This is a genomic window from Streptomyces sp. 130 (assembly GCF_007096885.1).
Taxonomy (GTDB): domain Bacteria; phylum Actinomycetota; class Actinomycetes; order Streptomycetales; family Streptomycetaceae; genus Streptomyces.
Window position 1 is genome coordinate 38,486 of record NZ_VJNO01000035.1, and the last position, 26,011, is coordinate 64,496.

The window sequence follows — 26,011 nt, forward strand, 5'->3', positions numbered from 1 at the left end:
GCTCCGGCCGCCCGGCCGGCTACGCGTCGCCCGGGTCCTCCGAGGCCTCCCGGGCCTCACCGTGCAACGGATACTCATCGACCCGCATCGTGTCCAACGCATGAGCCGCCGCCGCAGGCGGCTTCGGCATGACCGCCGCCTCCGAGTGGCCCCCGCACCCGTACGACAGCGAGACCACATGCCCGTCCGCCGGGCCGAACTCGTTCGCGCACACCCCGAACGCCTGGCTCAGCGAGCCCGCCAGCGGCATCAGGAAGGCGCACGACGCGCACGACGCCGGCGCGGCCTGCGCCATCGGCGTCTTCGGGCCGAACTCCTCGTCCCAGCGGTCCGCCGCCGAGTGCAGCCCGTAACGCGACAGCACCCGCGCCCGCCGCATCCCCAGCTCGTCCGCCACCGCCGCGATCGACCCGCGCGACGTCGAAGCCGACGCCGGGCGCGTCGTCAGCTCCGCGTCCTCGACGTCGACCAGGTCGGCCAGCTCGCCGGTGACCGGGGCGACCGCCGAATTCGGCGGCGGCTCCTCCGCGCCGGTGTACCCCGGCTCCAGCCGAAGGTCGTCCGCCTCGGTGGGCAGCAGGTCGCCGGGACCCATGTCGCCCGGCCGCAGCCGCTCGCTCCACGGCACCCACTCCGGCGCGAGCAGCGCGTCGCTGCCCGGCAGCAGCACCGTCTCGTCCAGCGTGACGTTCTTCGCGCGGGAGGCCCGGGCGACCGTGACGGCCCAGCGCCAGCCCCGGTAGCCGGGGTCCTCGCACTCGAAGTAGTGCGTGACGACCCGGTCCCCCTCGGAGACCACCGCCACATGCTCACCCACGGTCCCCGGCGCGGCCGCCTCCTCCGCCGCGGCGCGGGCGAGGTCTACCGCCTCGGCGCACAGACGGTCGGGAGCGGGGGTACGGGCGGTACGGGCCGTACGGCCTCGCGTCGTCGCAGCACTCACAGGTCTCGCTTCTCTCCTACGCCAGTCTCACGAGCGCGCCAGCACATCGACCATCGATTCCGGCCATACGGTCGCGGACGGAGCGGACCTGGGGGCCGCGTCGACGTCCACACCCGTTGAGCCAACCTCGGGCACGCCTTCCGCAATCCATTCTGCGGGATCGCCGAGAGGCGCGCGGCCGAGAACAACCGCCGGTGGCGCGCTACGCACGCTACCCTCTCCGCCGCTCCCCGCCCACCTGCCGTCCGAAACGCCGCCGTATCCGCACCCCGGCGACCCGCCCCGGTACTGACCCGACGGGGCGGTCCCGGCCCCGCCCCGCCGGGAGACCGGCTTGTGATGCGCGGTCCTGGGGCACTATGACCAGGTGGCTTCAGCCAGGTCGCACGACGGTCCCGGCCCGCTCCGCAGCGCGGGCCGGTCGATCGGTCGTGCCCTGCGGGTCCCCTTCACCGGCGCCGCCCGGTCCATCCGCAGGGCGACGCACGCGCACGGCGCCGGCGAGAGCGGCCTCGGCAAGCTGATCGAACTGCACGCGGTGAACGGCGCGGGCGACGTGATGATCACCGTCGCGCTGGCGTCCACCGTGTTCTTCTCCGTACCGACGGACCAGGCGCGCGGCCGGGTCGCGCTGTACCTCGCGGTGACGATGGCACCGTTCATCCTGCTGGCGCCGGTCATCGGCCCGCTCCTGGACCACCTGCCGCACGGCCGCCGCGCCGCGATGGCCGGTTCCATGCTGGCGCGGGCGGTGCTGGCGCTGACCATGTCGGGCGCGGTCGCCACCGGCGACCTGGAGCTGTATCCGGCGGCGCTCGGCGTGCTGGTCTGCTCGAAGGCGTACGGGGTGGTGCGCAGCGCCGTCGTGCCCCGGCTGCTGCCACCGAAGTTCTCGCTGGTGAAGGCCAACTCACGGGTGACCCTCGCCGGGCTGCTGGCCACCGGGGCCGCCGCGCCCGTCGGGGCGGGGCTGCAGACGATCGGCCCGCAGTGGCCGCTGTACGGCGCGTGCGCGATCTTCGTCGGCGGGGGAATCCTGGCGTTCACGCTGCCGCCCAAGGTGGACTCGGCCAAGGGCGAGCGCCGGGCGCGGCTCGTGCCGCCGCACGGCGATTACGCGGCACGACCGCCCGCCACCAGGGCCGGGACCAGGGCCAAGGGCCGCGAGCGGCGGCCGGGTCTGCGGTCGGTCGGCCCGTCCGTGCTGCACGGCCTCCAGGCCAACGCGGCGCACCGGGCGCTCTCCGGGTTCCTGATCTTCTTCCTGGCGTTCCTGCTGCGCGAGCACCCGCTCGCCGGTCAGAGCGCCGCGATCTCGCTGGGCATCGTCGGCGTGGCGGCGGGCGTGGGCAACGCGCTGGGCACGGCGGTGGGGTCCTGGCTGCGGGCGCGCGGCCCGGAGGTCATCGTGGCGTCGGTGCTCGGCCTGGCGCTGGGCGTGGCGGTCCTGGCGGCCGTCTTCTTCTCCACGGTCATGGTCGCCGCGCTCGCCGCGACGGCGGGCCTGACGCAGGCCCTGTCGAAGCTGTCGCTGGACGCGATGATCCAGCGCGACGTGCCGGAGGAGGTGCGGACCTCGGCGTTCGCCCGCTCCGAGACGCTGCTGCAGATGGCCTGGGTGGTGGGCGGCGCGATCGGCATCGCCCTCCCCCTCAACGGCGTACTGGGCATGTCCGTCGCCGCCGGGCTGCTGGCACTGGGCGCCTCCACCTCCGTACGGGGGCTGCTGGGCGCCGCGCGGCGCGGCTCGCCGCACCCCCGCGTGGCGTGAGCGCGGGCGACCGATAGCCTTCGGCCCATGACCGTTGCGTTCTTCTCCGGTAAGGGCCGCCGAATCGGCGTCGCTCTTGGTGCCGTGTCCGCGGGACTCCTTGTCCTCTCCGCCTGCGACAAGCCGACGCCGCTCGCCACCGTGACGGTCGGCGACGACTCGGTGAGCTCCGAGGCCGCCTGCTACAACGACGGCAAGGCCCTCAAGAACTCCGAGGCGGAGAAGTGCCTCAACAAGGAGGCGGAGAAGAGCATCAAGGTCTCGATGACCGACATGGTGCGCTTCGGCGTCGACCCGGAGATCGCGGACAACGGCTGGACCCTCTTCATCGACGGCCAGCGCGGTGAGCCGGAGCCGTCCAAGAAGACCTACCGGTCCATCACGGGCGGCGCCTTCTTCTCCAGCCAGAGCCAGACCGGCGAGGCCGCCCCGAAGAACACGCAGGTCAGCATCGTGGAGACCAAGGGCACGAGCGTGATCGGCATCTGGCACTTCAAGCTGGAGAAGACCGACTGACGTGCGTGTACTCGTCGTGACCGCGGTCCCGGTGGAACGGGACGCGGTCACGCGTGCGTACGGGGAGGAGCCGGCGGTCCACCACATCCGCGGCGCGGAGCTCCACCGCGCCGGCCCGCTGGACGTGCTCGCCGGCGGCGCGGGCCCGGCCGCCGCGGCGGCCTCGACGGCGTTCGCGCTGGCGGCGGACCGCTACGACCTGGCGATCTCGGCGGGCATCGGGGGCGGCTTCGCACCGGCCGCCCCGGTCGGTTCGCTGGCCGTGTCCCGCCGCATCGGCGCGGCCGACCTGGGCGCCGAAACCCCGGACGGCTTCGTTCCGGTGACCGGGCTCGGCTTCGGCCGGACCTGGCACTTCCCGCCCCGCTCCCTCGTCCGCGCCGCCGCCGGGGCGACCGGGGCGGCGACCGGCGACATCCTCACCGTCTCCACGGTCACCGGAACGGCGGACCGCACCGCCGCCCTGCTGGCCGCCCACCCGGGCGCGGTCGCCGAGGCCATGGAGGGCTTCGGGGTCGCGGAGGCGGCGGACCTCGCCGGCGTACCGGTCCTGGAGATCAGGGCCGTGTCGAACACCGTCGGCCCGCGCGACCGCGACGCCTGGCGCATCGGCGACGCGCTGACCGCGCTGACCGAGGCGTTCGGGAAGCTCATACCCGTACTGGAAGGCTGGACCCGCCATGACCGAGACGACACCGCAGGCTGACGCGCTGCGCATCGCCTTCTCGCCCTGCCCGAACGACACGTTCGTCTTCGACGCCTGGGCGCACGGCAGGGTCCCCGGCGCACCGGCGCTGGACGTCACCTTCGCGGACATCGACATCACCAACGGCATGGCCGAGCGCGGCGAGCTGGACGTGCTGAAGGTGTCGTACGCGGTGCTGCCCTGGGTCCTGGAGGAGTACGCGCTGCTGCCGTGCGGCGGTGCGCTGGGCCGGGGCTGCGGCCCGCTGGTCCTCACCCGCGAGGCGGGCGCCGACCTGACCGGGGCGACCGTCGCCGTGCCGAGCGAGCGCTCGACCGCTTACCTCCTCTTCCGCCTCTGGGCGGCCGACGTGGTGCCGGGCGGGGTCGGCGAGATCGTGGTCATGCCGTTCGACGAGATCATGCCGGCGGTCCGGGACGGCAAGGTGGACGCGGGCCTGGTCATCCACGAGGCGCGCTTCACGTACCAGAACTACGGTCTGCACAACCTGGCCGACATGGGCCGGCACTGGGAGGACACCACCGGCCTGCCCATCCCGCTCGGCGCGATCATCGCGAAGCGCTCGCTGGGCGCGGACACGCTGAGGCTGCTCGCCGAGTCGGCCCGCACCTCGGTCCGGATGGCCTGGGACGACCCGGAGACGTCCCGCCCGTACGTCCTCGCGCACGCCCAGGAGATGGACCCGTCCGTCGCGGACCAGCACATCGGCCTGTACGTGAACGAGTTCACCGCGGACCTGGGCGAGGACGGCTACGCGGCGATCCGCGGCCTCCTGACCCGCGCGGCGGCGGAGGGCCTGGTCCCGCCGCTGGCGCCGGACGCGCTGTCGTTCGTCTGAGCGCACACTTCCTTCACGTACCGCACGCCACGGACGCGGTGCGCGGTGGCAAGGTTGACCGGCCGGCGCGTCCGACGCCGGTACGTCAACCCCGGGGGGTTTCCATGCGTACCCGCACCGCCGCGGCCTCCGCGGCCGTCGTCCTGCTCACGCTGCTGGGCTCGGCCGCCTGCTCAACCTCCGCCGACGGCGCGTCGCCGTCCTCGGAGACCGGGCGGGCAGCCCGGAGCGAGCCCGCGTTCGACCCTTCGGCGTGTGCGGGTCCCGCCGACGAGATCCCGGCGGAATGCGAGGTCCACCCGTCCTTCGCGGCCACCCACGAGGCGGTCCCGGCCGAGGGGATGCCGACACCGGCGCCCTGAGGGCCCGGACGCGGATGCGGGCGTCCCCGTCCGGGAACGCCCGCACCGCCGTACGCGACGGCTATACGTCGAGCTGGTCGGCGACCGCCCGGAGCAGCCCGGCGATCTTGGCGCCCGCCGCCTTGTCGGGGTAGCGGCCCCGCTCCAGCATCGGGGTGATGTTCTCCAGGACGGTCGTCAGGTCCTGGACGATCGATGCCAGCTCGTCCGGCTTGCGGCGCTGGGCGGCGGCGACGGACGGAGCCGGCTCCAGGACCGACACGGAGAGCGCCTGGTAACCGCGCTGGCCCTCGACCACACCGAATTCGACCCGCTGGCCGGGCTTGAGAGCATCGGTCCCGGCCGGGAGCACCGACGAGTGCACGAAGACATCGGCCGCGCCGTCGTCGCGGGAGAGGAAGCCGAAGCCCTTCTCGCTGTTGAACCACTTCACCTTGCCAGTCGGCAAAGCACGCACCCCATCTCAACCCGTACGCCGGAACGAATGCCCTCAGCAGGTCAGGCCGTCCTGTGGTCGTGCTCCCCTGCTGGCTGAAGCCTCCACAGGGGAAGTACCCGCCGTCAAGCCTGGTCATCCGGACTGTGTCCGGAAACGGCACCTACTTCACCCGGACACGGTTCCGCGCCGCCCGGGAACTACCCTGGCGGGGTGAGTACCTCATCTCCCGGCGCGGGCGACCGGCTGGTCCGGATCGGCGCGATCGTCTTCTTCGTCGGCGCCCTCTCCACCCTCGCCACCATGGCCCCGCTCTTCCTCGGCACCCATCCGCTGCCGTCCATCGCCTGGTCCCTCTGCATGCTGATGGGCGTCGGCTTCCTGATCGCCGCGGCGGGCGTCATCCGCTCGGCCCGCGCCGGGTCACGGGAGCGGTAGCGGCGCGCTACGCCCTTTGGCCAGAAATGCGTTGCATTTGCAACGATCCGCTTGGTGGAGATGGGGTTCCACCGCCCTCGGCTACGGACCCGGTGGGCATCAAACGCGTAGTCCGGGCCTCCGAGTCATGTTGTTCCGCTGCCCGGAAGGCCGCTCATGAGCCATCTCTTGTCCGTCATCACCCCCGTGCACCGGGCCGGCCTCGCGTACTTGCGGGAGACCTACGACTCCCTCGTGGCCCAGGTCCTGCCCGGTGGGTGGGAGTGGGAGTGGCTGATCCAGGAGGACGGGGACGGGGTGGGGGCCCGGGAGCGGGTGCCCGGTGATCCTCGGATACGGGTCGGCTCCTCCCGGCACGGTGGGCCGCATGTGGCACGGACCGTGGCGCTCGGGCGGTCGTACGGGGAGCTGGTCAAGACGCTGGACGCGGATGACCTGCTGACCGAGGGCGCGCTGGCGCGGGACATCCGGGTGCTGACCGAGCGGCCCGAGGTCGGGTGGGTCACCTCGGCCGTGCTGGACCTGATGCCGGACGGCAGCCGGGTCGGCTTCCCGGACCCGGCGGAGGGGCCGGTCCGGCCCGGCGACGTCCTCGCCCACTGGGAGCTGCACCAGCGGGCGCAGGTGCACCCCGCCACGCTGTGCGTACGCCGGCGGCTCGTTGTCGCCCTCGGCGGGTGGACCGCCCTTCCGGCCTCGGGCGACACCGGGCTGCTGCTCGCGCTGGACGCGTTCAGCCCGGGGTGGTTCACCGCCGAGGCGGGGCTCCTCTACCGGAAGCACGAGGGCCAGATCACCACCGACCCGGCGCACGCGCGGGGGCCCGAGTGGGATGCCCGGATGCGGCTCATCGGGGAGCGGGCCAGGGCGCTCCGGGAGCTGTTCGGAGCGCGTTAGCGTGCCGTGCGCCGCGCGTACGCGTCGAGCCAGGCGGGGAGTTCGGTGAGCGAGGCGAGGACGGTGTCCGCTCCGGCCGTGCGCAGTTCCTCCGCGTCGCAGGGGCCCGTCGCGACGGCCACCGGGACGGCGTTCGCGGCCCGGGCGCCGCGCACGTCGCCGACGTGGTCGCCCACGTAGACCGTGGCGCCGTGCTCCTTCAGCGCCACCGCCTTCTGCTCGGCCCAGAGGTTGCCCACGACGACGTCCGGCTCGATGCCGAGGTGGGCCAGGTGCAGCTTGGCGTTCGGCTCGTACTTGGCGGTGACGACCATGGTCCGGCCGCCGTGCTCCCGTATCGCCTCGATCGCCTCCCGGGCGCCGGGCATGGCGAGGGTCGGCTCGATGGCGTACGCGGGGTACATCGCGCGGTACCGGTTCGCCACGGCGGGCACGTCGGCGGCGGGGAACCAGTTCGCGAGCTCCTCCTCCAGCGGCGGGCCCAGCCGGCTCACCACGAGATCGGTGTCGATCCAGGTGCCCGTCTCGGCGACGAGGGCCTCGTAGACGGCCTTGATGCCGGGGCGGGAGTCGATGAGCGTCATGTCCAGGTCGAAGCCGACCGTCAGCGGTGAGGGAGTCATGCCCCCATTCTGAACGCCGTACGGGCCCGGCCGGGCGGCCCCCTCTACCGGCGTCTCGCGCGCCACACCAGGAACAGCGCCGACGCCACCGCCGCCGCGCGTACGGTGACCGGCCAGACGTCGCCCAGCGCGTCCTTCATGCCGTGTTCCGGGATCGGGGCGCCCCAGCGGCCGTCCATGCGGCCCCAGAGCCAGACCAGGGCCGCCGCCGCCACCGCGCCGGGGAGGCCCATCGCGGCCCACTTCGCTTCCGCGCGGGAGAGTTTGCGGGAGCTGTACGCGAGCAGCCAGCCGCCCGCGAGGGCCAGCAGGGAGCCCATCACCGCCCCCACCACGAGGAGGGCCGCCGCCAGCAGCAGCACGGGGTGGCCGAAGCCCCGGCGGGGGGCCGCCGCGGGGGCCGCCGGGGCCGGGCGGGCGCGGCGGAACCGGCGGCGCGCCCTCGCCGGAGGCGCCTCCGGCTCCGCCTCTTCCGGGGCCTCGTCCCCGTCCTCGTCCTCCGCTTCCGCCTCTGCCTCCGGCGGCCTCAGCAGCGCCGGGATCTCCACGCCGCCCCGGAAGCCCGGCACCGCCGCCCCCGGGCCGAACTCGCCGAACGCCCCCGGCCCGGTCTCGCCGAACGGCCCCGGTTCGTCCCGCCACCAGTCGGCGTCACCGGCGTCCGGCCCGGCCTCGTCCATGCCCAGCCGGTGCGGCGCGGAGGCGTCCGGGTCCGCCTGGGCCGGGACGAAGGCCTCCGGAGCCTCGGCGTCCCGGTCCCTCCGGCGCAGGGCGAAGGCCCCCTTGCCGGCCCGGCGCCCGGCCGAGGCGCCCTTGCCCCGACCGGGCGGGGCGGCGGCGCCCGCGCCCTTCCCACGCGAGGCCGGGGCTCCGCGGTCCACCCGGCGCGCCGCCGACGCCTCGTCGCGCGACCGGCGCGGCGCATCGCCCGGGCCCGCCTCCCCACGCGACGCCGACACCCCGCCGTCCACCCCACGCACCCCCGACGCCTCATCACGCGACCCACGCGGCGCACCGCCCGGGCCCGCCTCCCCACGCGAAGCCGACACCCCGCCGTCCACCCCACGCGCCCCCGACGCCTCGTCGCGCAAGCGGCGCGGCGCACCGCCCGGGTCCACCCCGCGCGCCCCCGACGCCTCGTCACCCGCGCGGCGCGGCGCACCGCCCAGGTCCACCCCACGCGGCCCCGCCGTATCCGGGGCCGCCGGGCGCCGCCTCACGCCCGGAAGACGCGCGCGGCGCGGGTCCGGGATTTCCGGGGGGTCCGGCGGCTCCGACGCCCCCGCCCTCGCCGCCGCCGCGACCAGTTCGTCCGGGGTGCCCAGGGTGCCGATGATGCGGCGCACCTGGCCGGGGGTGTGGGCCCGCTGGGCCGTACGCTGCCGCTCGATCTCCGTCCGGAGCTCCGCCACCAGCCTCATCCGGGCGCCCGACGGCATCTGCTGCTGCTGGGCCAGGTCGCCGACCCGGCTCAGATAGTCGTAGACGAGCTGGTCGCTTTCGATCCCCACGCGTCGCTTCCCCTCGGTTCCCCACCACCGGCCTGCACCGACGGTAGCGCCCTCAGGGCTGTCCGGAGCGGCTACCGTGGGGCGGATGGGGACGACCACACCACCGCGGACGCTCGCCGAGGCGCTGCGCGCCCGGGACGACGAGTCACTGGCCGGGCTGCTGCGGGCGCGGCCCGATCTCCTCTCCCCCGTGCCGGGCGACATCACACAGCTGGCCACGCGCGCGGGCACCCGCGCCTCCGTCGTACGCGCCCTGGAGCGCCTCGACCGGTTCGCCCTGCAGACCGCCGAGGCGCTGGCGGTCGCACCCGACCCGGCGCCGTACGGGACGCTGCTCGGGCTGCTGACCGGCGACGGGCAGGACGACGGCGAGCAGCGCGACGACGTGGGCGCCGCGATCGTGGCGGCGCTGCCCGGCGCGGTCGGGACCCTGCGCGAGCAGGCGCTCGTGTGGGGCGACGACGACCGGCTCCGGCTCGTACGCACGGCGCGGGAGCTGCTGTCGCCGTCGCCGCAGCACCCCTCCCCCACCGGCCTCGGGCCGACCGTCGCCGAGGCCACCGCCGGGATGTCCCCCGGCCGGCTCCAGGAGATCCTGGCCGCCGCCGGGCTGCCCGCCACGCACGACCCGGTGTCCGCGGTGGCGGCCCTGACCGCGCTGTTCACGGACCGCGCCCGGATGGGCGAGCTCCTGGACACCGCGCCCATGGAGGCCCTGGCGGTGCTGGACCGGCTCGTGTGGGGGCCGCCGTACGGGGAGGTCACGCCGCACCCGGCGCCGCCCGTGAAGTGGCTGCGCGACCGGGGGCTGCTGCTGCCCGTCTCGACCCGGACCGTCGTCCTGCCGCGCGAGGCGGCCCTGCATCTGCGGGCCGGGCGCGCCCACCGGACGCCCGAGCCCCGGCCGCCGGTCGTGGCCGCCGTCGCCGAACGCGATCCACAGGCTGTGGACGGCGCGGCGGCCGGCCAGGCGTTCCTGGCGGTGACGACCGTCGAGGAGCTGCTGAAGCACTGGAACGGCGGCGGCCCGGCCGTCCTGCGCGCCGGCGGACTGAGCGTCCGGGAGCTGCGGAGGACGGCCACCGCGCTGGACGTCCAGGAGCCGGTCGCCGCGTTCTGGGTGGAGCTCGCGTACGCGGCCGGGCTGCTGGCGTCCGACGGCGAGGCGGACGAGCGGTACGCGCCGACACCGGCGTCCGACGAGTGGCTGGAGCTGCCCGCGGAGGAGCGCTGGGTCTCCCTCGCGACGGCCTGGCTCGCCGCCACCCGGGCCTCCGGCCTGGTCGGCGGGCAGGACGCGAAGGGGCGGGCGCTGTCCGCCCTCGGCCCGGACCTGGACCGTTCCGCCGCGCCCGAGGTGCGCCACCGGGTCCTCGCCCTGCTCGACGCGCTGCCCGCCGGCACCGCGCCCGACCCCGAGTCCGTGCTCGCCCGGCTCCGCTGGGAGCGCCCGCTGCGCGGGGCCGCCGCCTCGGAAGGCACCACGGATCTGCGGTCCCGGATCGCCCTGTGGACCCTGAACGAGTCGGAACTCCTGGGCATCACCGGGCGCGGCGCGCTCGCCGCCCACACCCGCGCCCTGCTCACCGAGGGGCCCGCGAAGGCCGCCGGCCTGCTCGCCCCGCTGCTGCCGGAGCCCCTGGACCACGTCCTGCTCCAGGCCGACCTGACGGCCGTCGCGCCCGGTCCGCTTCAGCGCCCGCTGGCCGACATGCTCGGCACGCTCGCGGACATCGAGTCCAAGGGCGGCGCGACGGTGTACCGCTTCACGCCCGGGTCCGTCCGCCGTGCCCTGGACGCCGGGCGGACCGCCGCCGACCTGCACGCCTTCCTCGCCACGCACAGCCGTACGCCGGTGCCGCAGCCGCTGAGCTATCTCATCGACGACGTGGCCCGTCGCCACGGGCACCTCCGGATCGGGGCCGCCTCCTCGTACGTGCGGTGCGACGACGAGACCGTGCTCGGCGAGATCCTGGCCGACAAGCGGTCCGCCGCGCTGCGGCTGCGCCGGATCGCGCCGACGGTGCTGGCGGCGCGGGCCGATCCGGCGTCCCTGCTCGACGGGCTGCGCGAGATGGGTTACGCCCCCGCCGCGGAGTCCGCCGACGGCGACGTCCTGATCACCCGGGCCGGCGCCCACCGCACCCCGCCCCGCTCCGCGCCCGCCCCCGTCCCCGAGGGCCCGCCCGTGCCGGACACCACGCTGCTCGGCGCGGCGGTCCGGGCGATCCGGGCGGGGGACGACGCCGCGACGGTCGTCCACGCCCGGAAGGACACCGCGGCCACCACGCCCCCGGGCGCGCTGCCCCGCACCACCGCGGCGGAGACCCTGGTCACCGTCCAGGCCGCCGCGATGACCGGCTCCGCGGTGTGGATCGGCTACGTCAACGCGGACGGCGCGGCGAGCCAGCGCGTGATCGCCCCGGTCCGCGTGGAGGGCGGCTACGTCACGGCGTACGACCACACGGCGGACGAGATCCGCACGTACCCGCTGCACCGCATCACGGGCGTGGCGGAGCTGGCGGAGTAGGCCGACCGGTCTGCCCCGGCCCGGGCCGCCCGCCCTGCGAGCCGCCCGCGCACATTCAAGCCCGTCCGGCGCTTGAGGACGGAACCCCCTGCCCCGGTCCGGGGCGACCGCGCGAGGCCCCCAGTCGTACCGGGCCAACGACACATGCCCCACCGATGCGGCACACTGGAGGTTTCCCCCGAGCCGGAAGGGCCAACACGCGTGAGCGGACCCCTCATCGTCCAGAGCGACAAAACGCTCCTCCTCGAAGTCGACCACGAGCAGGCCGACGCCTGCCGCCGGGCCATCGCGCCGTTCGCCGAGCTGGAGCGCGCGCCCGAGCACATCCACACCTACCGGCTGACCCCGCTCGGGCTGTGGAACGCCCGCGCGGCCGGGCACGACGCCGAGCAGGTCGTGGACGCGCTCGTGACGTACTCCCGCTACCCCGTGCCGCACGCGCTGCTCGTCGACATCGCCGAGACGATGGACCGCTACGGCCGCCTCACCCTGTCCAAGCACCCCGTGCACGGGCTCGTCCTGACGACGACGGACCGGCCGGTGCTTGAGGAGATCCTCCGGTCGAAGAAGGTGCAGCCCCTGGTGGGCGCCCGGATCGACCCCGACACCGTCGCCGTGCACCCCTCCGAGCGCGGCCAGATCAAGCAGACGCTGCTCAAGCTCGGCTGGCCCGCCGAGGACCTCGCGGGGTACGTGGACGGCGAGGCGCACCCGATCGAGCTGGACGAGGACGGCTGGGCGCTGCGCCCGTACCAGCAGCAGGCCGTCGACGGCTTCTGGCACGGCGGGTCCGGCGTCGTCGTGCTGCCCTGCGGCGCGGGCAAGACGCTCGTCGGGGCGGGCGCGATGGCGCAGGCCAAGGCGACGACCCTGATCCTCGTGACGAACACCGTCTCCGCCCGCCAGTGGAAGCACGAGCTGGTGAAGCGCACCTCGCTGACCGAGGACGAGATCGGTGAGTACAGCGGGACGCGGAAGGAGATCCGGCCGGTCACGATCGCCACCTACCAGGTGCTGACGACCCGCCGCAAGGGCGTCTACCCGCACCTGGAGCTGTTCGACTCCCGCGACTGGGGACTCGTGATCTACGACGAGGTGCACCTGCTCCCCGCCCCCGTCTTCAAGTTCACCGCCGACCTCCAGGCCCGCCGCCGCCTCGGCCTGACCGCGACCCTGGTCCGCGAGGACGGCCGCGAGTCGGACGTCTTCTCGCTCATCGGCCCCAAGCGGTTCGACGCGCCGTGGAAGGAGATCGAGGCGCAGGGCTACATCGCCCCGGCGGACTGCGTCGAGGTCCGGGTCAACCTCACGGACTCGGAGCGCCTGGCGTACGCGACCGCCGAGGCCGAGGAGAAGTACCGGTTCTGCGCGACGACCGCGACGAAGCGGAAGGTCACCGAGGCGCTGGTACGCCGGCACAAGGGCGAGCAGACCCTCGTCATCGGGCAGTACATCGACCAGCTGGACGAGCTGGGGGCGCATCTGGACGCCCCGGTGATCAAGGGCGAGACGAGCAACGCGCAGCGCGAGAAGCTGTTCGACGCGTTCCGGCAGGGCGAGCTGAACGTGCTGGTGGTGTCGAAGGTGGCGAACTTCTCCATCGACCTGCCGGAGGCGACGGTCGCCATCCAGGTGTCGGGGACGTTCGGTTCGCGCCAGGAGGAGGCGCAGCGCCTGGGCCGGGTGCTGCGGCCGAAGGCCGACGGGCACGAGGCTCGGTTCTACTCGGTCGTCGCGCGCGACACGATCGACCAGGACTTCGCGGCCCACCGCCAGCGGTTCCTGGCCGAGCAGGGCTACGCGTACCGCATCGTCGACGCGGACGAGCTGCTGTCGGAGAGCTGAGGGAGGCGCGGGGGTGCGGTCAGCGCCGCCGCACCCCCGCCTCCTCCGCGTACTCGCCGAGGACGACGACCCCGAAGGCGGCCTGCGCGAAGACCTTCACGGCCCGCAGGGCGCCGGAGGCGCGGTTGTGGGGGTGACCGGGGGCCGCGGTGGCGCCGGTCCTTCTCGGGTCAAGGGTGACGGTGCTCATGTGTCCATGGTGCTCCGGGCGGGTGTGCCGGGGCGTCGCCCCGCGGGCGGAAGCTCGGCGCCGCCCGCGTACGCCTCCGGTCGCACGGCATCCCCTACGGGGCGGACGGCGTCTCCTCGGGGGCGGACGACCCTCGGAGCCGTAAAAAAACCATTCGCGCGCACCCCCCGGCCCCCGGTACACTCCCCGGTCTGCCCGCCTCCCGAACCGTGGTACCGGCGGCCCCCGAGGGGCCCTGCCGGCAGCCGGGGGAGCGCCGCCGACCGGACGGAAACCGGCCGACACCGTACGCACGATCGATCCCCGAGCGGACCGCACACCCCCAAGGGTGAGACGCGGTCCGCCGTCCTGCGTTGAATGCCGGAGGCAACACCGTGCCCGCGCACGAATTCGAGAGCGACACCACCACCGACCCCCTCGCCCATGAGCGCGCCCATCTCGCGGCCTCGCGCGCCGCGCTGCGCGCCATGCGGGAGGACGCCCAGGCCCTGGACATCCGCGACGTCACCGCGAACTGGGTGAACGCGGCCGTGCTCCAGGCGCAGATCGACGAGCGGATCAAGTCGCTCGCGGACCTGGCGCACACCCCGCTGTTCTTCGGGCGCCTGGACTACCTGCACGTCGTCGGGGCGGAGCAGGCCGAGGGCGCGGAGGGCGAGCAGTTCTACATCGGGCGCCGCCATGTGCACGACGCGGCGGGCGACCCGATGGTGATCGACTGGCGCGCCCCGGTCTCCCAGCCGTTCTACCGGGCGTCCCGCAAGGACCCGCTGGACGTCGGCCGCAGGCGCCGCTTCGGCTACACCGGCGGCGACCTCACCGCGTACGAGGACGAGCACCTGACCGACCCCGCCGAGGCGGAGCAGACCAGCAAGCTGCTCCAGGCGGAGATCGAGCGCCCCCGCGTCGGCCCCATGCGGGACATCGTCGCGACGATCCAGCCGGAGCAGGACGAGATCGTCCGCAGCGAGCTGGGCGGCACGGTCTGCGTGCAGGGCGGCCCCGGCACCGGGAAGACCGCCGTGGGCCTGCACCGGGTCGCGTATCTGCTGTACGCGCACCGCGAGCGCCTGGCCCGCACCGGCACCCTGGTCGTCGGGCCGAACCGCTCCTTCCTGCACTACATCGAGCAGGTGCTCCCGGCCCTCGGCGAGCTGGAGGTCAAGCAGGCGACCGTCGAGGACCTGGTGACCGGGCAGATCGAGGTCAGGGGCACGGACGAGGCCCCGGCCGCCGTCGTGAAGGGCGACGCCCGCATGGCGGAGGTGCTGCGGCGCGCCCTCCGGTCGCACGTCACGCCGCCGGCCGAGCCGGTGATGGTGGTGCGCGGCTCGCGGCGCTGGCGGGTGCCGGCGTACGAGATCGAGGAGATGGTCCAGGAGCTGCTGACCCGGGACATGCGGTACGGCGCCGCGCACGAGGCGCTGCCGCAGCGCATCGCGCACGCGGTCCTGGTGCGGATGGAGCAGGCGGGCGAGGCTCCCGACGACCGGGTGCAGAACGCGGTGGCCCGCAACCCCGCCGTGAAGGCGGCCGTCAAGGCGATCTGGCCCGCCGTGGACCCGGCGAAGCTGGTCCTGCGGCTGCTGTCCGACCCGGAGTTCCTGGCGGAGCACGCGGCGGGGCTGCTCACCGAGGACGAGCAGAAGGCGATCCTGTGGACCAAGCCCGCCCGCAGCGTGAAGACCGCCAAGTGGTCGGCGGCGGACGCGGTCCTGATCGACGAGGCGGCCGACCTGGTGTCGCGCACGCACTCGCTCGGCCATGTCGTGATCGACGAGGCGCAGGACCTCTCCCCCATGCAGTACCGCGCGGTCGGCCGCCGCTGCTCGACCGGTTCGGCGACCGTCCTCGGCGACCTCGCGCAGGGCACGACCCCCTGGTCCACACAGAGCTGGGAGCAGGCGCTGAGCCACCTCGGCAAGGCGGACGCCGTGGTGGAGGAGCTGACGGCCGGCTTCCGCGTGCCGCGCGACGTGATCGCGTACGCCTCCCGGCTGCTCCCGGTGATCTCGCCGGGTCTGACGCCGGTGGAGTCGGTGCGTGAGTCGCCGGGTTCGCTGTCGGTACGCGAGGTGGCCTTGGATGGCCTGGACGCGGCCGTCGTCGCGGCCTGCGAGGAGTCCCTGACGCACGAGGGCTCGATCGGCCTGATCGCCGCCGACGCCCGCGTCCCGGCCCTGGCCGACGCGCTGACGGCGGCCGGCCACACCTACCTCTCCCCCGGCCAGGAGACGACCGCCGAGACCCGGCTGACCCTGGTCCCCGCGTCGCTGGCGAAGGGCCTGGAGTACGACTACGTGGTGCTCGACGAGCCGGCCGCCGTGGTCGACGGCGAACCCGACGAACGCACGGGCCTGCGCCGCCTGTACGTGGCGCTGACCCGTGCGGTCTCCGGCCTGGCGGTGCTGCACTCGGCACCGCTGCCGGGGGAGCTGGCCTAGCGGGGAAGTGAACGGGGGCGGGGGGACCCGTTGTCCACCCCCGCCCCCGCCCGGTCATCAACCGGCGGTGCAGGCCCGCCCGTTCAGCTTCACCGTGCCCGGGTCGGCCGCCGGGCCCGTGCGGCTGCTGTTGAACCCGAAGTCCACCGAGGCCCCGGGCGCGATGGTCCGGTTCCAGGACAGCGGCGCGGCCGTCACCGTCCTCCCGTACTGGCCGATCTCGGCGCTCCAGGTGTGGCTGAGCTTCTGGTCACCGGGCAGCAGCCAGGTCAGCGACCACGGGGTGACGGGCTCGGTGCCGGTGTTCTTCACCGTGACCGTGGTGGTCGAACCGGTGCTCCACGGGTGCGAGGAGTACGTCACCTGGCAGGAGCGCTCCGGGCCCGTGGCGTCGCCCGCGTCGTCCAGATAGGAGGCGATGTAGGCCAGCGGGGCGTTCCAGTTGATCGCGACCTCGTTGGTGGCGTACGAGCCGTTGTCGTCCAGGTAGCACATCGCCGCCGCGCACCCCTTGAGCTTCGAGGCGGCCTCCGGGTCGCCCGAGGTCGGGGCGGTCAGGTTCGGCCCGCCCGCGAGGGACCCGGCCGGCGGGTGCGGCAGGGACGGGTCGGACTCGTGGGCCCAGAAGCGGTGGTGCTGGTTCTGCGAGTACCGCTCGCCGTAGCCGGTGACGTACGACTGGTTGAGCGGGTTGCGCCCGAAGAGGTAGTCCGCGCCGCGCAGCACGGCGTCGCGGTAACCGGTCTCACCGGTGAGGTCGGCGGCCGTCGCCAGCACGATCATGTTGTTCAGGACCTGGCTGTTGGAGCCCCAGGCGTAGTTGAGGTCCTTGGGCGCGTACGGCACGCCGTACAGCTGGTCCTCGGTCTGCGCCTTGTACCGGTCGGCGGCCGTCGTCACGACGTTCCGTACGTCCGCGAGCTGGGCGGCCGTCAGGTCGTTCGGGACCGTGGCCAGGGTCAGCACGCCGAGCCCGGCGGTGCCGCCCCACCAGATGCCCCCGTCGGCGGGGAAGGCCGCGTCCACGTCTCCGTGCAGCGGCGAGTCCAGCAGCGCCTGCCGGTAGGTGTCCTCGCCGGTGGTGGTGAACAGCTCGGCGGCGGCCCAGTAGAACTCGTCGCGCACGTCGTTGTCCTCGTACGTCCCGCCCCCGACGCCGTCCGCCGGGCTGGCGAGCACGGCCGGGTGGGCCTTCGCGGCGGCCCACGCCGTCTCGGCGGTGGTACGGCACTTGGCGGCGAACTCCGCGTCGAACGGGGCGTAGAGGCGGGCGCACTGGGCGGCCGTCGCGGCGAGGTTCAGGGTCGCGGCGGTCGTCGGCGGGTGCAGTTCGCGCTGCTGCGGGTCGAGTTCGGGCCGCATCGGCAGGCCGGTCCAGTTGGCGTCGTGCACCTTGTGGTGGGCCATGCCCGCCAGCGGCTCGCCCGCCGGGACCTGCATGCGCATCAGGAAGTCCAGCTCCCAGCGCGCCTCGTCCAGGATGTCCGGCACGTCGTTGCCGTGCTCGGGCACCCGCAGCGCGCCGTCGCCCAGCTCGGCGGACTCCGCGCCGTCGGCGGTCAGGGTGCGCTCGTAGGTGTCCATCAGCTCGGCGACCGCGATGCCGCCGTTCACGACGTACTTGCCGTGGTCCCCGGCGTCGTACCAGCCGCCGCGCACGTCGAGCCGGTAGTCGCAGACGCCCTCCTGGCACGGTACGTCCGTGTCGCCCTTGTTCGGCGCGACCCCGAGGTGCCCGGCCGGGCGCGCGTACTCCTCGCCGACCAGGTCCGCGTCGATCGCGATGCCGCTGCGGTTGTGGTAGAAGTACGCGAGCGAGTCGGACCGGAGGCTGTCGTAGAGGTCCGCCCGGATCGAGAAGGGCTCGCTGACCTGCCCGTCCGCCTCGATCGTGAAGCCGTCGCCGGTGGCGGTGGCGGCGCTGAAGTCGAAGGTGTGCACGTTCTGCCGCGAGGTCGGGTCCTCACCGCCGGGAGTGGTCGTCCCGCTCGCGACGGTCGCCCCGCCGGCCGCCTTCAGCGTCCACGGCAGCGGATCGGTCGCGTCGGTGACCAGGGTGCCGGTCTTCGGCCCCTTGGGCAGATAGCCGACCTGGTTGACGCGGACCGGCGACCCGGTGTCGGGCACGTACACGGGCGGCTCGGCGCCCCCGCGCAGCGACACGTCGTCCACGCAGAAGGTCGCCGCCTCCGCGCCCCCGCCGACCTGGAACGCCACCTGCGCCCCGTCCTGGTCCGCGGCGGCGGTGAACACGTGCGTGTAGGCGGTGGCCTCGGCGCCGATGTGATCGGTCGCGGACAGATCGGTGGTGTACGGCTCCGTCGCCATCTGCACGTTGGTGTGGATGGACAGCGGTACGGTCGAACTCGCCGTGTACGTGAGGGTGTACGCCTCACCCGCGACGAGCGGGATGTCGTTCTGCCCGATGATCGCGTCCCACGGGTTGGCCGTCCCGCCCGGCACCTCGGCACACAGCCGCCCGTCCACGACGGCGACGGGCGCGTTGGCCGTGGACCACCAGGGCGCGGTCCCCGCGGAGAAGTCACCGTTGGTGATCTGCTCCGGAGCGGGGTCGCCGTCGGCGGCGACGGCCCCGGGGGCGGTCAGGATGCCGCCGCAGAGGGCGGCGGCGGCGAGGACGCCGAACGCGCGGCGTCTGCGCCGGAGGGAGGACGGGGGCGAGGAGGCGTTCACCGGGAGCCTTTCGTCGTGGGGGCTGACCGATCACCGGATGGGAGCGCTCCCACAACACACGGGCATGCCGGGGAGGCGGCCATGGGAGCGTTCCCATCACTGCGAGGCCATTGTGGGGCGAGGGGCGCGGGTTGCGCCAGGGTCATGACAGAACGACGCGGGGCGGGGATGCGGGGGGTGCCCCCGCACCCACGGGACTACGCACGGCGGCGGACCTCGGCCCCGCCGACACCCCGCGCCTCGCCGGCGCTCACGGCCTCCCCCAGGCCGCACTCGGCGACAGCACTGAGGACGTCAAGGCGATACGTACGCTCTCACGAGTCATCGACGCCATCCGCGCCGAGCAAGCCGACCGCGCCGAGGCCGCCCCAGGAGGCCGCGTCGGAGATTGACGGCCTCTCGGCCGAGGTCCGCGGCAGCTGGCTTCCGCAGGGTGCGAAGGCGGGGCCCTCTTTGAGGATCGCCTCTTCGGACGGGCTGGCGGCTTCCTCCCGTCATGTGACATCGCGTGGCAGGGCCTCTGGTGGAGCCGGTCCTCGATGACGAGGTCCGGATTCACCAGAGGCCGTCTGCTGCGGTGGTCGCCGGCGGCGGCTGCCACCCGCACCGGGTGCACGCCCCTTCGGCCGCCGCCGGGAGGTTCCCGGAGCCATGCCCCGCCGATACCGGGACCACGACGTGCGCCGGGGCACGGCAGGCCCCGCCCCATACCCCCCTAGCGCCGGTCCAGCACTCCCCGCCACTCCCGCACCGCGTCCGCGGACACCGGACCCGCCCAGCCGTCCGGCCGCGCGGCGCCGCCGATGTGCACCGCGTCGATCCCCGCGTCCAGGAGCGCCGGCAGGTGCTCCAGCCGCAAGCCGCCCCCGACGAGAATCCGCGGTTCGTACCCCGGCTCGCCCGCCCGGCCCGCCTCGGCCACCAACGTCGGTATCCCCGCGTCCACCCCGGCCGCCGAACCGGCCGTCAGGTAGGTGTCCAGCCCCGGCAGATCCGCGAGCGCCTTGCGCAGCGCGTCCCGGTCGGCCGCCCGGTCGATCGCCCGGTGGAACGTCCACCGGCAGCCGTCCAGCACGGCGACGAGCCGCTCGACCGCGACCAGGTCCGGGTTCCCGTCCGCGTCCAGGAAGCCGAGCACGAACTCGTCCGCCCCCTCGGCCCGCAGCTCGCGCGCCTTGCGTACGAGTATCTCGACGTCACCGGCCGCGAAGCCGTCGGCGACCCTGAGCATCACCCGCAGCGGAATGTCCACCGCGGCACGGATCGCCGCGAAGGTCGCGCAGGACGGGGTGAGGCCGTCCGCCGCCATGTCGGTGACCAGCTCAAGCCGGTCCGCACCACCCGCCTGGGCGGCGACCGCGTCCTCCGCGTCGAGAGCGATCACCTCCAGGACTGCACGGTTGCTCATGGGAACCCAATCTCCAGGAAGCAGCAATAGGTCTAGTCCAATGGCCAGCCTACGGGGCGGTAGGCCGAGGGCGCAGCCCTGACCGTGAACGTGAAGATACGCGAGGCCGGAGGGCCGACCGGTGACCGACCGACGCGCCCCGCACGCCCCGCAGAGGATCACCCTTGCTTCGACATAGGGGGTGGGGGTATACATGAACCACAAGCGCATACCCCAGGGGGGTACCCAGGACGGGGTGCCCCGATCACCACGAGGAGGGCCCCGTGTCAGCGCACACCGCAGCGCACACCGCAGCGACCGCCCACGCCCCGAAGGCCGAGGTCGAGCTGGCCGTCGGGGGCATGACCTGCGCCTCCTGCGCGGCCCGCATCGAGAAGAAGCTCAACCGGATGGACGGCGTGACGGCCGCCGTCAACTACGCCACGGAGAAGGCCCACGTGACGTACGACGGCGCCGCCGTCTCCGTACAGGACCTCATCGCCACGGTCGAGAAGACCGGCTACACCGCGCACGAGCCCGCGCCCCCGGCGCGCGCGACGGACGAGGAGGCGGACGTACCCGCCGCGCGGGAGGCCGACACCCTGCGGCAGCGGCTGGTCACGGCCGTGCTCCTCGCCGTGCCGGTGATCGCGATGTCGATGATCCCGGCGCTCCAGTTCGACAACTGGCAGTGGCTCGCCCTCACCCTCACCGCCCCCGTCGTCACCTACGCCGGCTGGCCGTTCCACCGGGCCGCGTGGACCAACGCCCGGCACGGCGCGGCGACGATGGACACCCTGATCTCCCTCGGCACGTCGGCCGCGTTCCTGTGGTCGCTGTGGGCGCTGTTCTTCGGCACCGCCGGCATGACCGGCATGACGCACCCGTTCGAGCTGACCATCGGCCGCACCGACGGCGCGGGGAACATCTATCTGGAGGCGGCGGCCGGCGTCACCGCGTTCATCCTCGCCGGGCGCTACTTCGAGTCCCGGTCGAAGCGGAAGGCGGGCGCCGCGCTGAGGGCCCTCCTCGAACTGGGCGCCAAGGAGGTCACCGTCCTGCGCGACGGCCGCGAGGTGACCGTGGACACGGCGGACCTCCGCGTCGGCGACCGCTTCCTCGTCCGCCCCGGCGAGAAGATCGCCACGGACGGCACGGTGGTCGAGGGCTCCTCGGCGGTGGACGCGTCCATGCTCACCGGCGAGTCCGTCCCGGTCGAGGTCGGCGTCGGCGACACGGTGACCGGCGCGACGCTCAACGCGGGCGGCCGGCTCGTGGTCGAGGCGACCCGCGTCGGCGCGGACACCCAGCTGGCCCGGATGGCGAAGCTGGTCGAGGACGCGCAGAACGGCAAGGCGGCGGCACAGCGCCTCGCGGACCGGATCTCGGCGGTCTTCGTCCCCGTGGTCATCGCCCTCGCGCTGGGCACCCTGGGCTTCTGGCTGGCGGACGGCGCCGGGCTCACGGCCGCGTTCACGGCGGCGGTGGCGGTCCTGATCATCGCCTGCCCGTGCGCGCTCGGCCTCGCCACGCCGACCGCGCTCATGGTCGGCACGGGGCGCGGCGCCCAGCTCGGCATCCTGATCAAGGGCCCCGAGGTCCTGGAGTCCACCCGCCGGGCCGACACGATCGTCCTGGACAAGACGGGCACCGTCACCACCGGCCGCATGACCCTCCAGGCCGTCCGCACCGCCCCCGACACCACCGAGTCCGACGTCCTCCGCCTCGCCGGCGCCCTGGAACACGCCTCCGAACACCCCATCGCCCAGGCGGTGGCGACCGGAGCCGCCGAGCGCACGGGCGCCGCTCTTCCCACCCCGGAGGACTTCGCAAACGTCCCCGGCCTGGGCGTCCAGGGCGTGGTCGACGGCCACGCGGTCCTCGTCGGCCGCGAACAGCTCCTCGCGGAGTGGGAGATCCGCCTCCCCGCGGACCTGGCCGCCCGCAAGGCCGAGGCGGAGGCAGCCGGCCGCACGGCGATCGCGGTCGCCTGGGACGGCGAGGCGCGCGCGGTGCTGGAGGTGGCCGACGCGGTGAAGGACACCAGCGCGGAGGCGATCACCCGCCTGCGCCGCCTGGGCCTGAGGCCCATCCTGCTGACCGGCGACAACCGGGCGGTGGCGGAGTCGGTCGCGGCCGAGGTCGGCATCGACGAGGTGTACGCGGAGGTCATGCCGCAGGACAAGGTGGACGTCGTCAAGCGCCTCCAGGCGGAGGGCCGCTCGGTGGCGATGGTCGGCGACGGCGTGAACGACGCCGCCGCGCTGGCCCAGGCCGACCTGGGCCTGGCGATGGGCACGGGCACGGACGCGGCCATCGAGGCGGGCGACCTGACCCTGGTCCGCGGCGACCTCCGCGCGGCCCCGGACGCGATCCGCCTGGCCCGCCGGACCCTGAGCACCATCCGGACGAACCTGTTCTGGGCCTTCGCGTACAACGTGGCGGCGCTCCCGCTGGCGGCGGCGGGCCTGCTGAACCCGATGATCGCGGGCGCGGCGATGGCGTTCTCGTCGGTCTTCGTGGTCGGCAACTCGCTGCGGCTGCGGAGGTTCCGGGGCGAGTCGTGAATCCCAGCCCGTCCGGCGTCTGAGGACGGAACCGTTCATCGGGTGGCCCCGAATCCCCGGTCCACCGCCCACCAGGGCAACGGTTCCGTCCTCAGACGCCGGACGGGTACGCGGCCAACCGCTCCTCCAGCCGCCCCCGGACCTCCGGCCACTCCTCCGCCGTGATCGAGAAGATCGCCGAATCCCGCAGCCGCCCCTCCTCACCGGGCACCCACGACCGGGACCAGTTCCGCAGGACGCCCTCGAAGCGCGCGCCCACCGACTCGATGGCGGCCCGCGAACGCCGGTTGCGCGCGTCGGTCTTGAGGTCCACCCGCGAGACGCCCCACTCCTCGAACGCGTGCCGGAAGAGCAGGTACTTGGACTCGGTGTTCACACCGGTGCCCTGCGCGGACGCGGCGAGCCAGGTGAAGCCGACCTCGATGGCGGTGAGGCTGTCGTCATCCCCCCAGTGGCGCGGTTCCCAGTACGCCGTGGCCCCGATGACCTGCCCGGACTCCCGGTCCACCTGGACGTAGGGCGCCAGCTTCCCGTCGGCGGCTCTTCCCAACTGGGCCTCGATGTATCCCTCGACCTCCCCGGGCCCGGGCACCCAGGTGTATCCGTACGCGTCCCGGTTCTCCTGGCCCGCGCGCAACAGCCCGTCCGCGTGCCGGTGTTCGAGCGGTTCGAGCCGCACCCGCGCACCTTCCAGTACCGGCCCCACCAGCACGAAAGTCATCGTTCACCCATCCCATCGGCAGTAATCAGGACACGCGGGCCCGAGCCCGTGCGTACATTCCCAGAGCCCGGCCGGCCTGTCGCCCGAATAAGGCCGTCCGCCAACCCCCTTTGTCAGTCCCCGCGTCTACGCTCGCCGCATGACTTGGATCGACAGTGCGTACGAGTTCCCGGGCCATGAGGTCAACCTCGTGTTCGCCCGGGGCCTGTCCCGCTCCGCGCTCGTCTCCGGACTGCGCGAGCAGCACCGTGAGGCGCTCGCCGAGGGGGAAGCGGGGGGCTGGGCATGGGCGGTGCACGAGATGGCCAACTGGGAGATCGAGGACTACGACAACATCGACTACACGCGCCTCTGCGCGTCCGGGGGCGAGATCGCGGTCATCGTGACCGAGCCGTGCAGCGCCAAGGCGCACGGGCCGGACTTCACCTATCTGCGTGACGGGAAGTGGATCGTCCACTTCAGCTTCGAGGACGTGGAACAGCGCGTCGGCGACAATCCCGACCACATGTCGGCCGAACTGCTCGCCGCGAACCTCATAGGCCCCGACGCGGAATGCCTGGCCTGGGAGACCGATCCGGGCCACGACTGCTACGAGCAGCACGACTCCGACAGGGAGGAGCGGATCGTCCGTGCGATAGCCGCCTGCTTCGGCCTGCCCTCGCCGCCGCTCGCCCGGGAGGTGGCGGCGCTGTGACCGCCCCCTTCATCGCCCCGGACATGTTCGTCACGTACGCCAGGGGCCTCACCCTTCCCACCCTGAGCGGGATCTACTCCGACCTGGGCCTCCCCGCCCGTACGGAGGGCGCGGCCGACGGCTGGGTCTGGCTGACGCACGACGCGGCCACGCACACCGGCGGCGACCTCGCGACCCGGGCGGGCTACCTCACCGGATTCCGCTACGAGGAGCGCTTCGGCAGCCCCAACCCCCTGGAAACCGTGTTCCTGGCCTCCACCCCGGCCTGCGAGTGCCCGCATGGGCAGCGCTACATGGTCCCGCACTGCGAGACTCATCCGTTCCACTTCATCCACAGCAGGCGCGGCTTCTCGACCACGTACTTCAACATGGGCGCCCGCCGCGAGACCCGCCGCCACGGCGACCTGCTGGTACGCGAGCTGCTGGCGGCCGGAATCGTCGGCCGCCGGACCCCGCGTTACGAGGCCGAGCCCGGGTTCAACGCGGACGGTGCCGTGACCCTGCGGATCATCGCCGACCACTTCGGCCTGCCCGCCACGGGCTGAGCAGGCGGCCGGCTCCTGGCGCGGCGACACAAGGACCGCTCCGGCCATGCCCAGAATCGCGGCCACTCAATTACCCTGATTCTCAAGAGAGTTGGTAGTCACCCTCGGACTCCGGGAGCCATCGTGTCCCTTTTGCTCGATCTGGCCGGCCAACTTGCCCCGCACTTCTCCTTCTTCGCCGCCCGCATGGCCGACGGCGTGATGCAGGGCGCCGTGGACCGGATCGCGGACCGGACCGTCGACGCGGGCGAGGGCGTCTTCCGCAGCCTCGTCGCGGCGGACGGCCCGACCGGCGACGACGCGACCGCGCTCACCGCGGAGACCGCCGACGACCTGGACCGCAGGCTCGGGCAGCTGAGCGACGAGCAGCGGGCCACGCTCGCCTCGGCGCTGACCACTTGGCTGGAGGGCCCGCACGGCCGTGACGGCCTCGTGCCCCTGGTGAAGGCCTCCGGCCCGCACGTCTCGGTCCAGTCGCACGGTGACTACAACACGGTGATCGGCTCGGTCGGCACCTTCAACCAGTACCCGAGAGACGGCCGGCCGTGAGCCACGAGCCGGGTGGCGTCTCCAGCCAGTCCTACGGCGACAACAACACGGTCGTCGCCCGGGCCGAGACGCTTCTCCAGATCTTCATCCAGCGGGCCTCGTTCGTCACGGGGTGGCTCTTCCTCGTCCTGGCCGCCGTCCTCGCCGGCTACGCCGGCCTCAACTGGCCGGGCGGCTCTCGCAAGCAGTACGTCGTCTTCTTCGTCTTCCTGCTGCTGGCCTTCCTGGCCTCCGTCGCCCACATCGGCCTGCGCCGCCCCGAGAGCGCCCGCACGACCGCCCCGCGGGGACCGGCCCGCGGAACCGGGGCGGGCCCGGGGCTCCGGCTCCCCGACCTGCTCCTCATCGTCTCGCTCGTCTGCTCCCTGACCAGCTGGTGGGCGTTCCAGAACGTCGTACGCAACGGAGAGGTGGCGGCGACGTTCCACGTGCACGGGACACAGCCCCTGACCGGCGCACCGGGCAGCGTCCTCACCCTCACGCAGACCCAGCCCGACCGGGCCGACCGCAGGGACCGGCTCCGTCTCGCCCTGGAGATCGGGGAGGACGACCCGGCCGCCCCGGCGTGCTCCCACAAGACGCGGGTCGAGGTCACGGCGGTCACCGAGGGGGTCACCCCCCGCCGGACCGACCTGCCCGCCCGCTCCACCACCGACTTCACCCTCGGTGACCTCGCCGGCCGGACCGGGGCGACGTTCGAGATCCGGGTGCGCACCGACGAGGGCTGCACCCTGCGCCTGGTGGACTGGCAGGGCGTCCTGCACAACGACTGACCGACACGGCACAGCGGGTGCGGAACCCGCA

The 26,011-nt window shown here is 73.9% G+C and carries 23 protein-coding genes; 15 read left to right on the forward strand and 8 right to left on the reverse strand.

Annotated elements, in window-relative coordinates:
* Positions 1–19 precede the first annotated feature (19 nt).
* A complete protein-coding gene (locus FKN01_RS25090) occupies positions 20–943 on the reverse strand; it encodes a DUF3027 domain-containing protein (protein WP_185992976.1) in 924 nt (307 codons plus the stop codon).
* Between the two features lie 367 nt (positions 944–1,310).
* On the opposite strand from FKN01_RS25090, the gene FKN01_RS25100 reads away from it, so the two are divergent.
* From FKN01_RS25100 to FKN01_RS25120, 5 genes are all read left to right on the forward strand, one after another.
* Positions 1,311–2,714, forward strand: coding sequence for an MFS transporter (locus FKN01_RS25100; RefSeq protein WP_143624361.1), 1,404 nt, complete (start codon positions 1,311–1,313; stop codon positions 2,712–2,714).
* Positions 2,715–2,741: 27 nt separating this feature from the next.
* Complete coding sequence (locus FKN01_RS25105; RefSeq protein WP_143624363.1) at positions 2,742–3,230, forward strand: DUF2771 domain-containing protein; 489 nt, start codon at positions 2,742–2,744, stop codon at positions 3,228–3,230.
* Position 3,231: 1 nt separating this feature from the next.
* Positions 3,232–3,936 carry a futalosine hydrolase gene (locus tag FKN01_RS25110; RefSeq protein WP_143624365.1) on the forward strand — a complete coding sequence of 235 codons (705 nt, stop codon included), beginning with the start codon at positions 3,232–3,234 and terminating at the stop codon, positions 3,934–3,936.
* The gene (locus FKN01_RS25115; protein ID WP_143624367.1) at positions 3,911–4,774 is read left to right on the forward strand and encodes a 1,4-dihydroxy-6-naphthoate synthase; all 864 of its coding nucleotides are present in this window, start codon (positions 3,911–3,913) and stop codon (positions 4,772–4,774) included. The genes FKN01_RS25110 and FKN01_RS25115 overlap by 26 nt, the downstream gene beginning before the upstream one ends.
* 104 nt (positions 4,775–4,878) lie before the next feature.
* Positions 4,879–5,136, forward strand: coding sequence for a hypothetical protein (locus FKN01_RS25120; protein ID WP_143624369.1), 258 nt, complete (start codon positions 4,879–4,881; stop codon positions 5,134–5,136).
* Between the two features lie 61 nt (positions 5,137–5,197).
* Here FKN01_RS25120 and FKN01_RS25125 read toward each other — a convergent pair whose 3' ends face one another.
* Positions 5,198–5,584 carry a cold-shock protein gene (locus FKN01_RS25125; protein WP_143624371.1) on the reverse strand — a complete coding sequence of 129 codons (387 nt, stop codon included), beginning with the start codon at positions 5,582–5,584 and terminating at the stop codon, positions 5,198–5,200.
* Positions 5,585–5,785: 201 nt separating this feature from the next.
* On the opposite strand from FKN01_RS25125, the gene FKN01_RS25130 reads away from it, so the two are divergent.
* Complete coding sequence (locus FKN01_RS25130) at positions 5,786–6,010, forward strand: hypothetical protein (RefSeq protein WP_143624373.1); 225 nt, start codon at positions 5,786–5,788, stop codon at positions 6,008–6,010.
* Positions 6,011–6,166: 156 nt separating this feature from the next.
* Positions 6,167–6,907, forward strand: coding sequence for a glycosyltransferase (locus tag FKN01_RS25135; RefSeq protein ID WP_143624375.1), 741 nt, complete (start codon positions 6,167–6,169; stop codon positions 6,905–6,907).
* Here FKN01_RS25135 and FKN01_RS25140 read toward each other — a convergent pair.
* Both FKN01_RS25140 and FKN01_RS25145 read right to left on the reverse strand, forming a co-directional pair.
* A complete protein-coding gene (locus FKN01_RS25140) occupies positions 6,904–7,530 on the reverse strand; it encodes an HAD family hydrolase (protein ID WP_143624377.1) in 627 nt (208 codons plus the stop codon). The two genes, FKN01_RS25135 and FKN01_RS25140, sit on opposite strands and share 4 nt — an antisense overlap.
* Before the next feature lie 44 nt (positions 7,531–7,574).
* Positions 7,575–9,041: a hypothetical protein gene (locus FKN01_RS25145; protein ID WP_143624379.1), complete on the reverse strand. Its 1,467-nt coding sequence runs from the start codon at positions 9,039–9,041 to the stop codon at positions 7,575–7,577.
* Positions 9,042–9,126: 85 nt separating this feature from the next.
* Between FKN01_RS25145 and FKN01_RS25150 the strand changes: the two genes are divergently transcribed.
* Entirely contained in the window at positions 9,127–11,571 is a 2,445-nt protein-coding gene (locus FKN01_RS25150; RefSeq protein WP_143624381.1) for a helicase C-terminal domain-containing protein, read from the forward strand.
* A 201-nt stretch (positions 11,572–11,772) separates the two neighbouring features.
* Positions 11,773–13,416, forward strand: coding sequence for a DNA repair helicase XPB (locus FKN01_RS25155; protein WP_143624383.1), 1,644 nt, complete (start codon positions 11,773–11,775; stop codon positions 13,414–13,416).
* Between the two features lie 19 nt (positions 13,417–13,435).
* On the opposite strand, the gene FKN01_RS32625 is transcribed toward FKN01_RS25155, so the two are convergent.
* A complete protein-coding gene (locus FKN01_RS32625) occupies positions 13,436–13,606 on the reverse strand; it encodes a hypothetical protein (protein WP_185992977.1) in 171 nt (56 codons plus the stop codon).
* A gap of 374 nt (positions 13,607–13,980) precedes the next feature.
* Between FKN01_RS32625 and FKN01_RS25160 the strand changes: the two genes are divergently transcribed.
* A complete protein-coding gene (locus FKN01_RS25160) occupies positions 13,981–16,050 on the forward strand; it encodes a UvrD-helicase domain-containing protein (protein WP_143624385.1) in 2,070 nt (689 codons plus the stop codon).
* A 57-nt stretch (positions 16,051–16,107) separates the two neighbouring features.
* Here the strand turns inward: FKN01_RS25160 and FKN01_RS25165 are convergent, their stop codons facing one another.
* Together FKN01_RS25165 and FKN01_RS25170 are read right to left on the reverse strand one after the other, a co-directional pair.
* Positions 16,108–18,744 (reverse strand): glycoside hydrolase family 9 protein, encoded by a 2,637-nt coding sequence (locus FKN01_RS25165; RefSeq protein WP_143624386.1) that lies wholly within the window; start codon positions 18,742–18,744, stop codon positions 16,108–16,110.
* A 715-nt stretch (positions 18,745–19,459) separates the two neighbouring features.
* On the reverse strand, positions 19,460–20,152 hold the full coding sequence (locus FKN01_RS25170) for a copper homeostasis protein CutC (RefSeq protein ID WP_143624388.1): 693 nt from the start codon (positions 20,150–20,152) through the stop codon (positions 19,460–19,462).
* Positions 20,153–20,415: 263 nt separating this feature from the next.
* On the opposite strand from FKN01_RS25170, the gene FKN01_RS25175 reads away from it, so the two are divergent.
* Positions 20,416–22,698 carry a cation-translocating P-type ATPase gene (locus FKN01_RS25175; RefSeq protein WP_143624390.1) on the forward strand — a complete coding sequence of 761 codons (2,283 nt, stop codon included), beginning with the start codon at positions 20,416–20,418 and terminating at the stop codon, positions 22,696–22,698.
* Positions 22,699–22,789: 91 nt separating this feature from the next.
* On the opposite strand, the gene FKN01_RS25180 is transcribed toward FKN01_RS25175, so the two are convergent.
* Positions 22,790–23,419, reverse strand: coding sequence for a GNAT family N-acetyltransferase (locus FKN01_RS25180; protein WP_143624392.1), 630 nt, complete (start codon positions 23,417–23,419; stop codon positions 22,790–22,792).
* A gap of 139 nt (positions 23,420–23,558) precedes the next feature.
* Between FKN01_RS25180 and FKN01_RS25185 the strand changes: the two genes are divergently transcribed.
* The 4 genes from FKN01_RS25185 (at position 23,559) to FKN01_RS25200 (ending at position 25,980) form a co-directional block, all read left to right on the forward strand.
* The gene (locus FKN01_RS25185) at positions 23,559–24,113 is read left to right on the forward strand and encodes a hypothetical protein (protein WP_143624394.1); all 555 of its coding nucleotides are present in this window, start codon (positions 23,559–23,561) and stop codon (positions 24,111–24,113) included.
* The gene (locus FKN01_RS25190; RefSeq protein ID WP_143624396.1) at positions 24,110–24,658 is read left to right on the forward strand and encodes a hypothetical protein; all 549 of its coding nucleotides are present in this window, start codon (positions 24,110–24,112) and stop codon (positions 24,656–24,658) included. Before FKN01_RS25185 ends, FKN01_RS25190 begins: the two co-directional genes overlap by 4 nt.
* A 123-nt stretch (positions 24,659–24,781) precedes the next feature.
* Positions 24,782–25,207 carry a hypothetical protein gene (locus FKN01_RS25195; protein WP_143624398.1) on the forward strand — a complete coding sequence of 142 codons (426 nt, stop codon included), beginning with the start codon at positions 24,782–24,784 and terminating at the stop codon, positions 25,205–25,207.
* Complete coding sequence (locus tag FKN01_RS25200) at positions 25,204–25,980, forward strand: hypothetical protein (RefSeq protein ID WP_143624400.1); 777 nt, start codon at positions 25,204–25,206, stop codon at positions 25,978–25,980. The genes FKN01_RS25195 and FKN01_RS25200 overlap by 4 nt, the downstream gene beginning before the upstream one ends.
* Positions 25,981–26,011 lie beyond the last annotated feature (31 nt).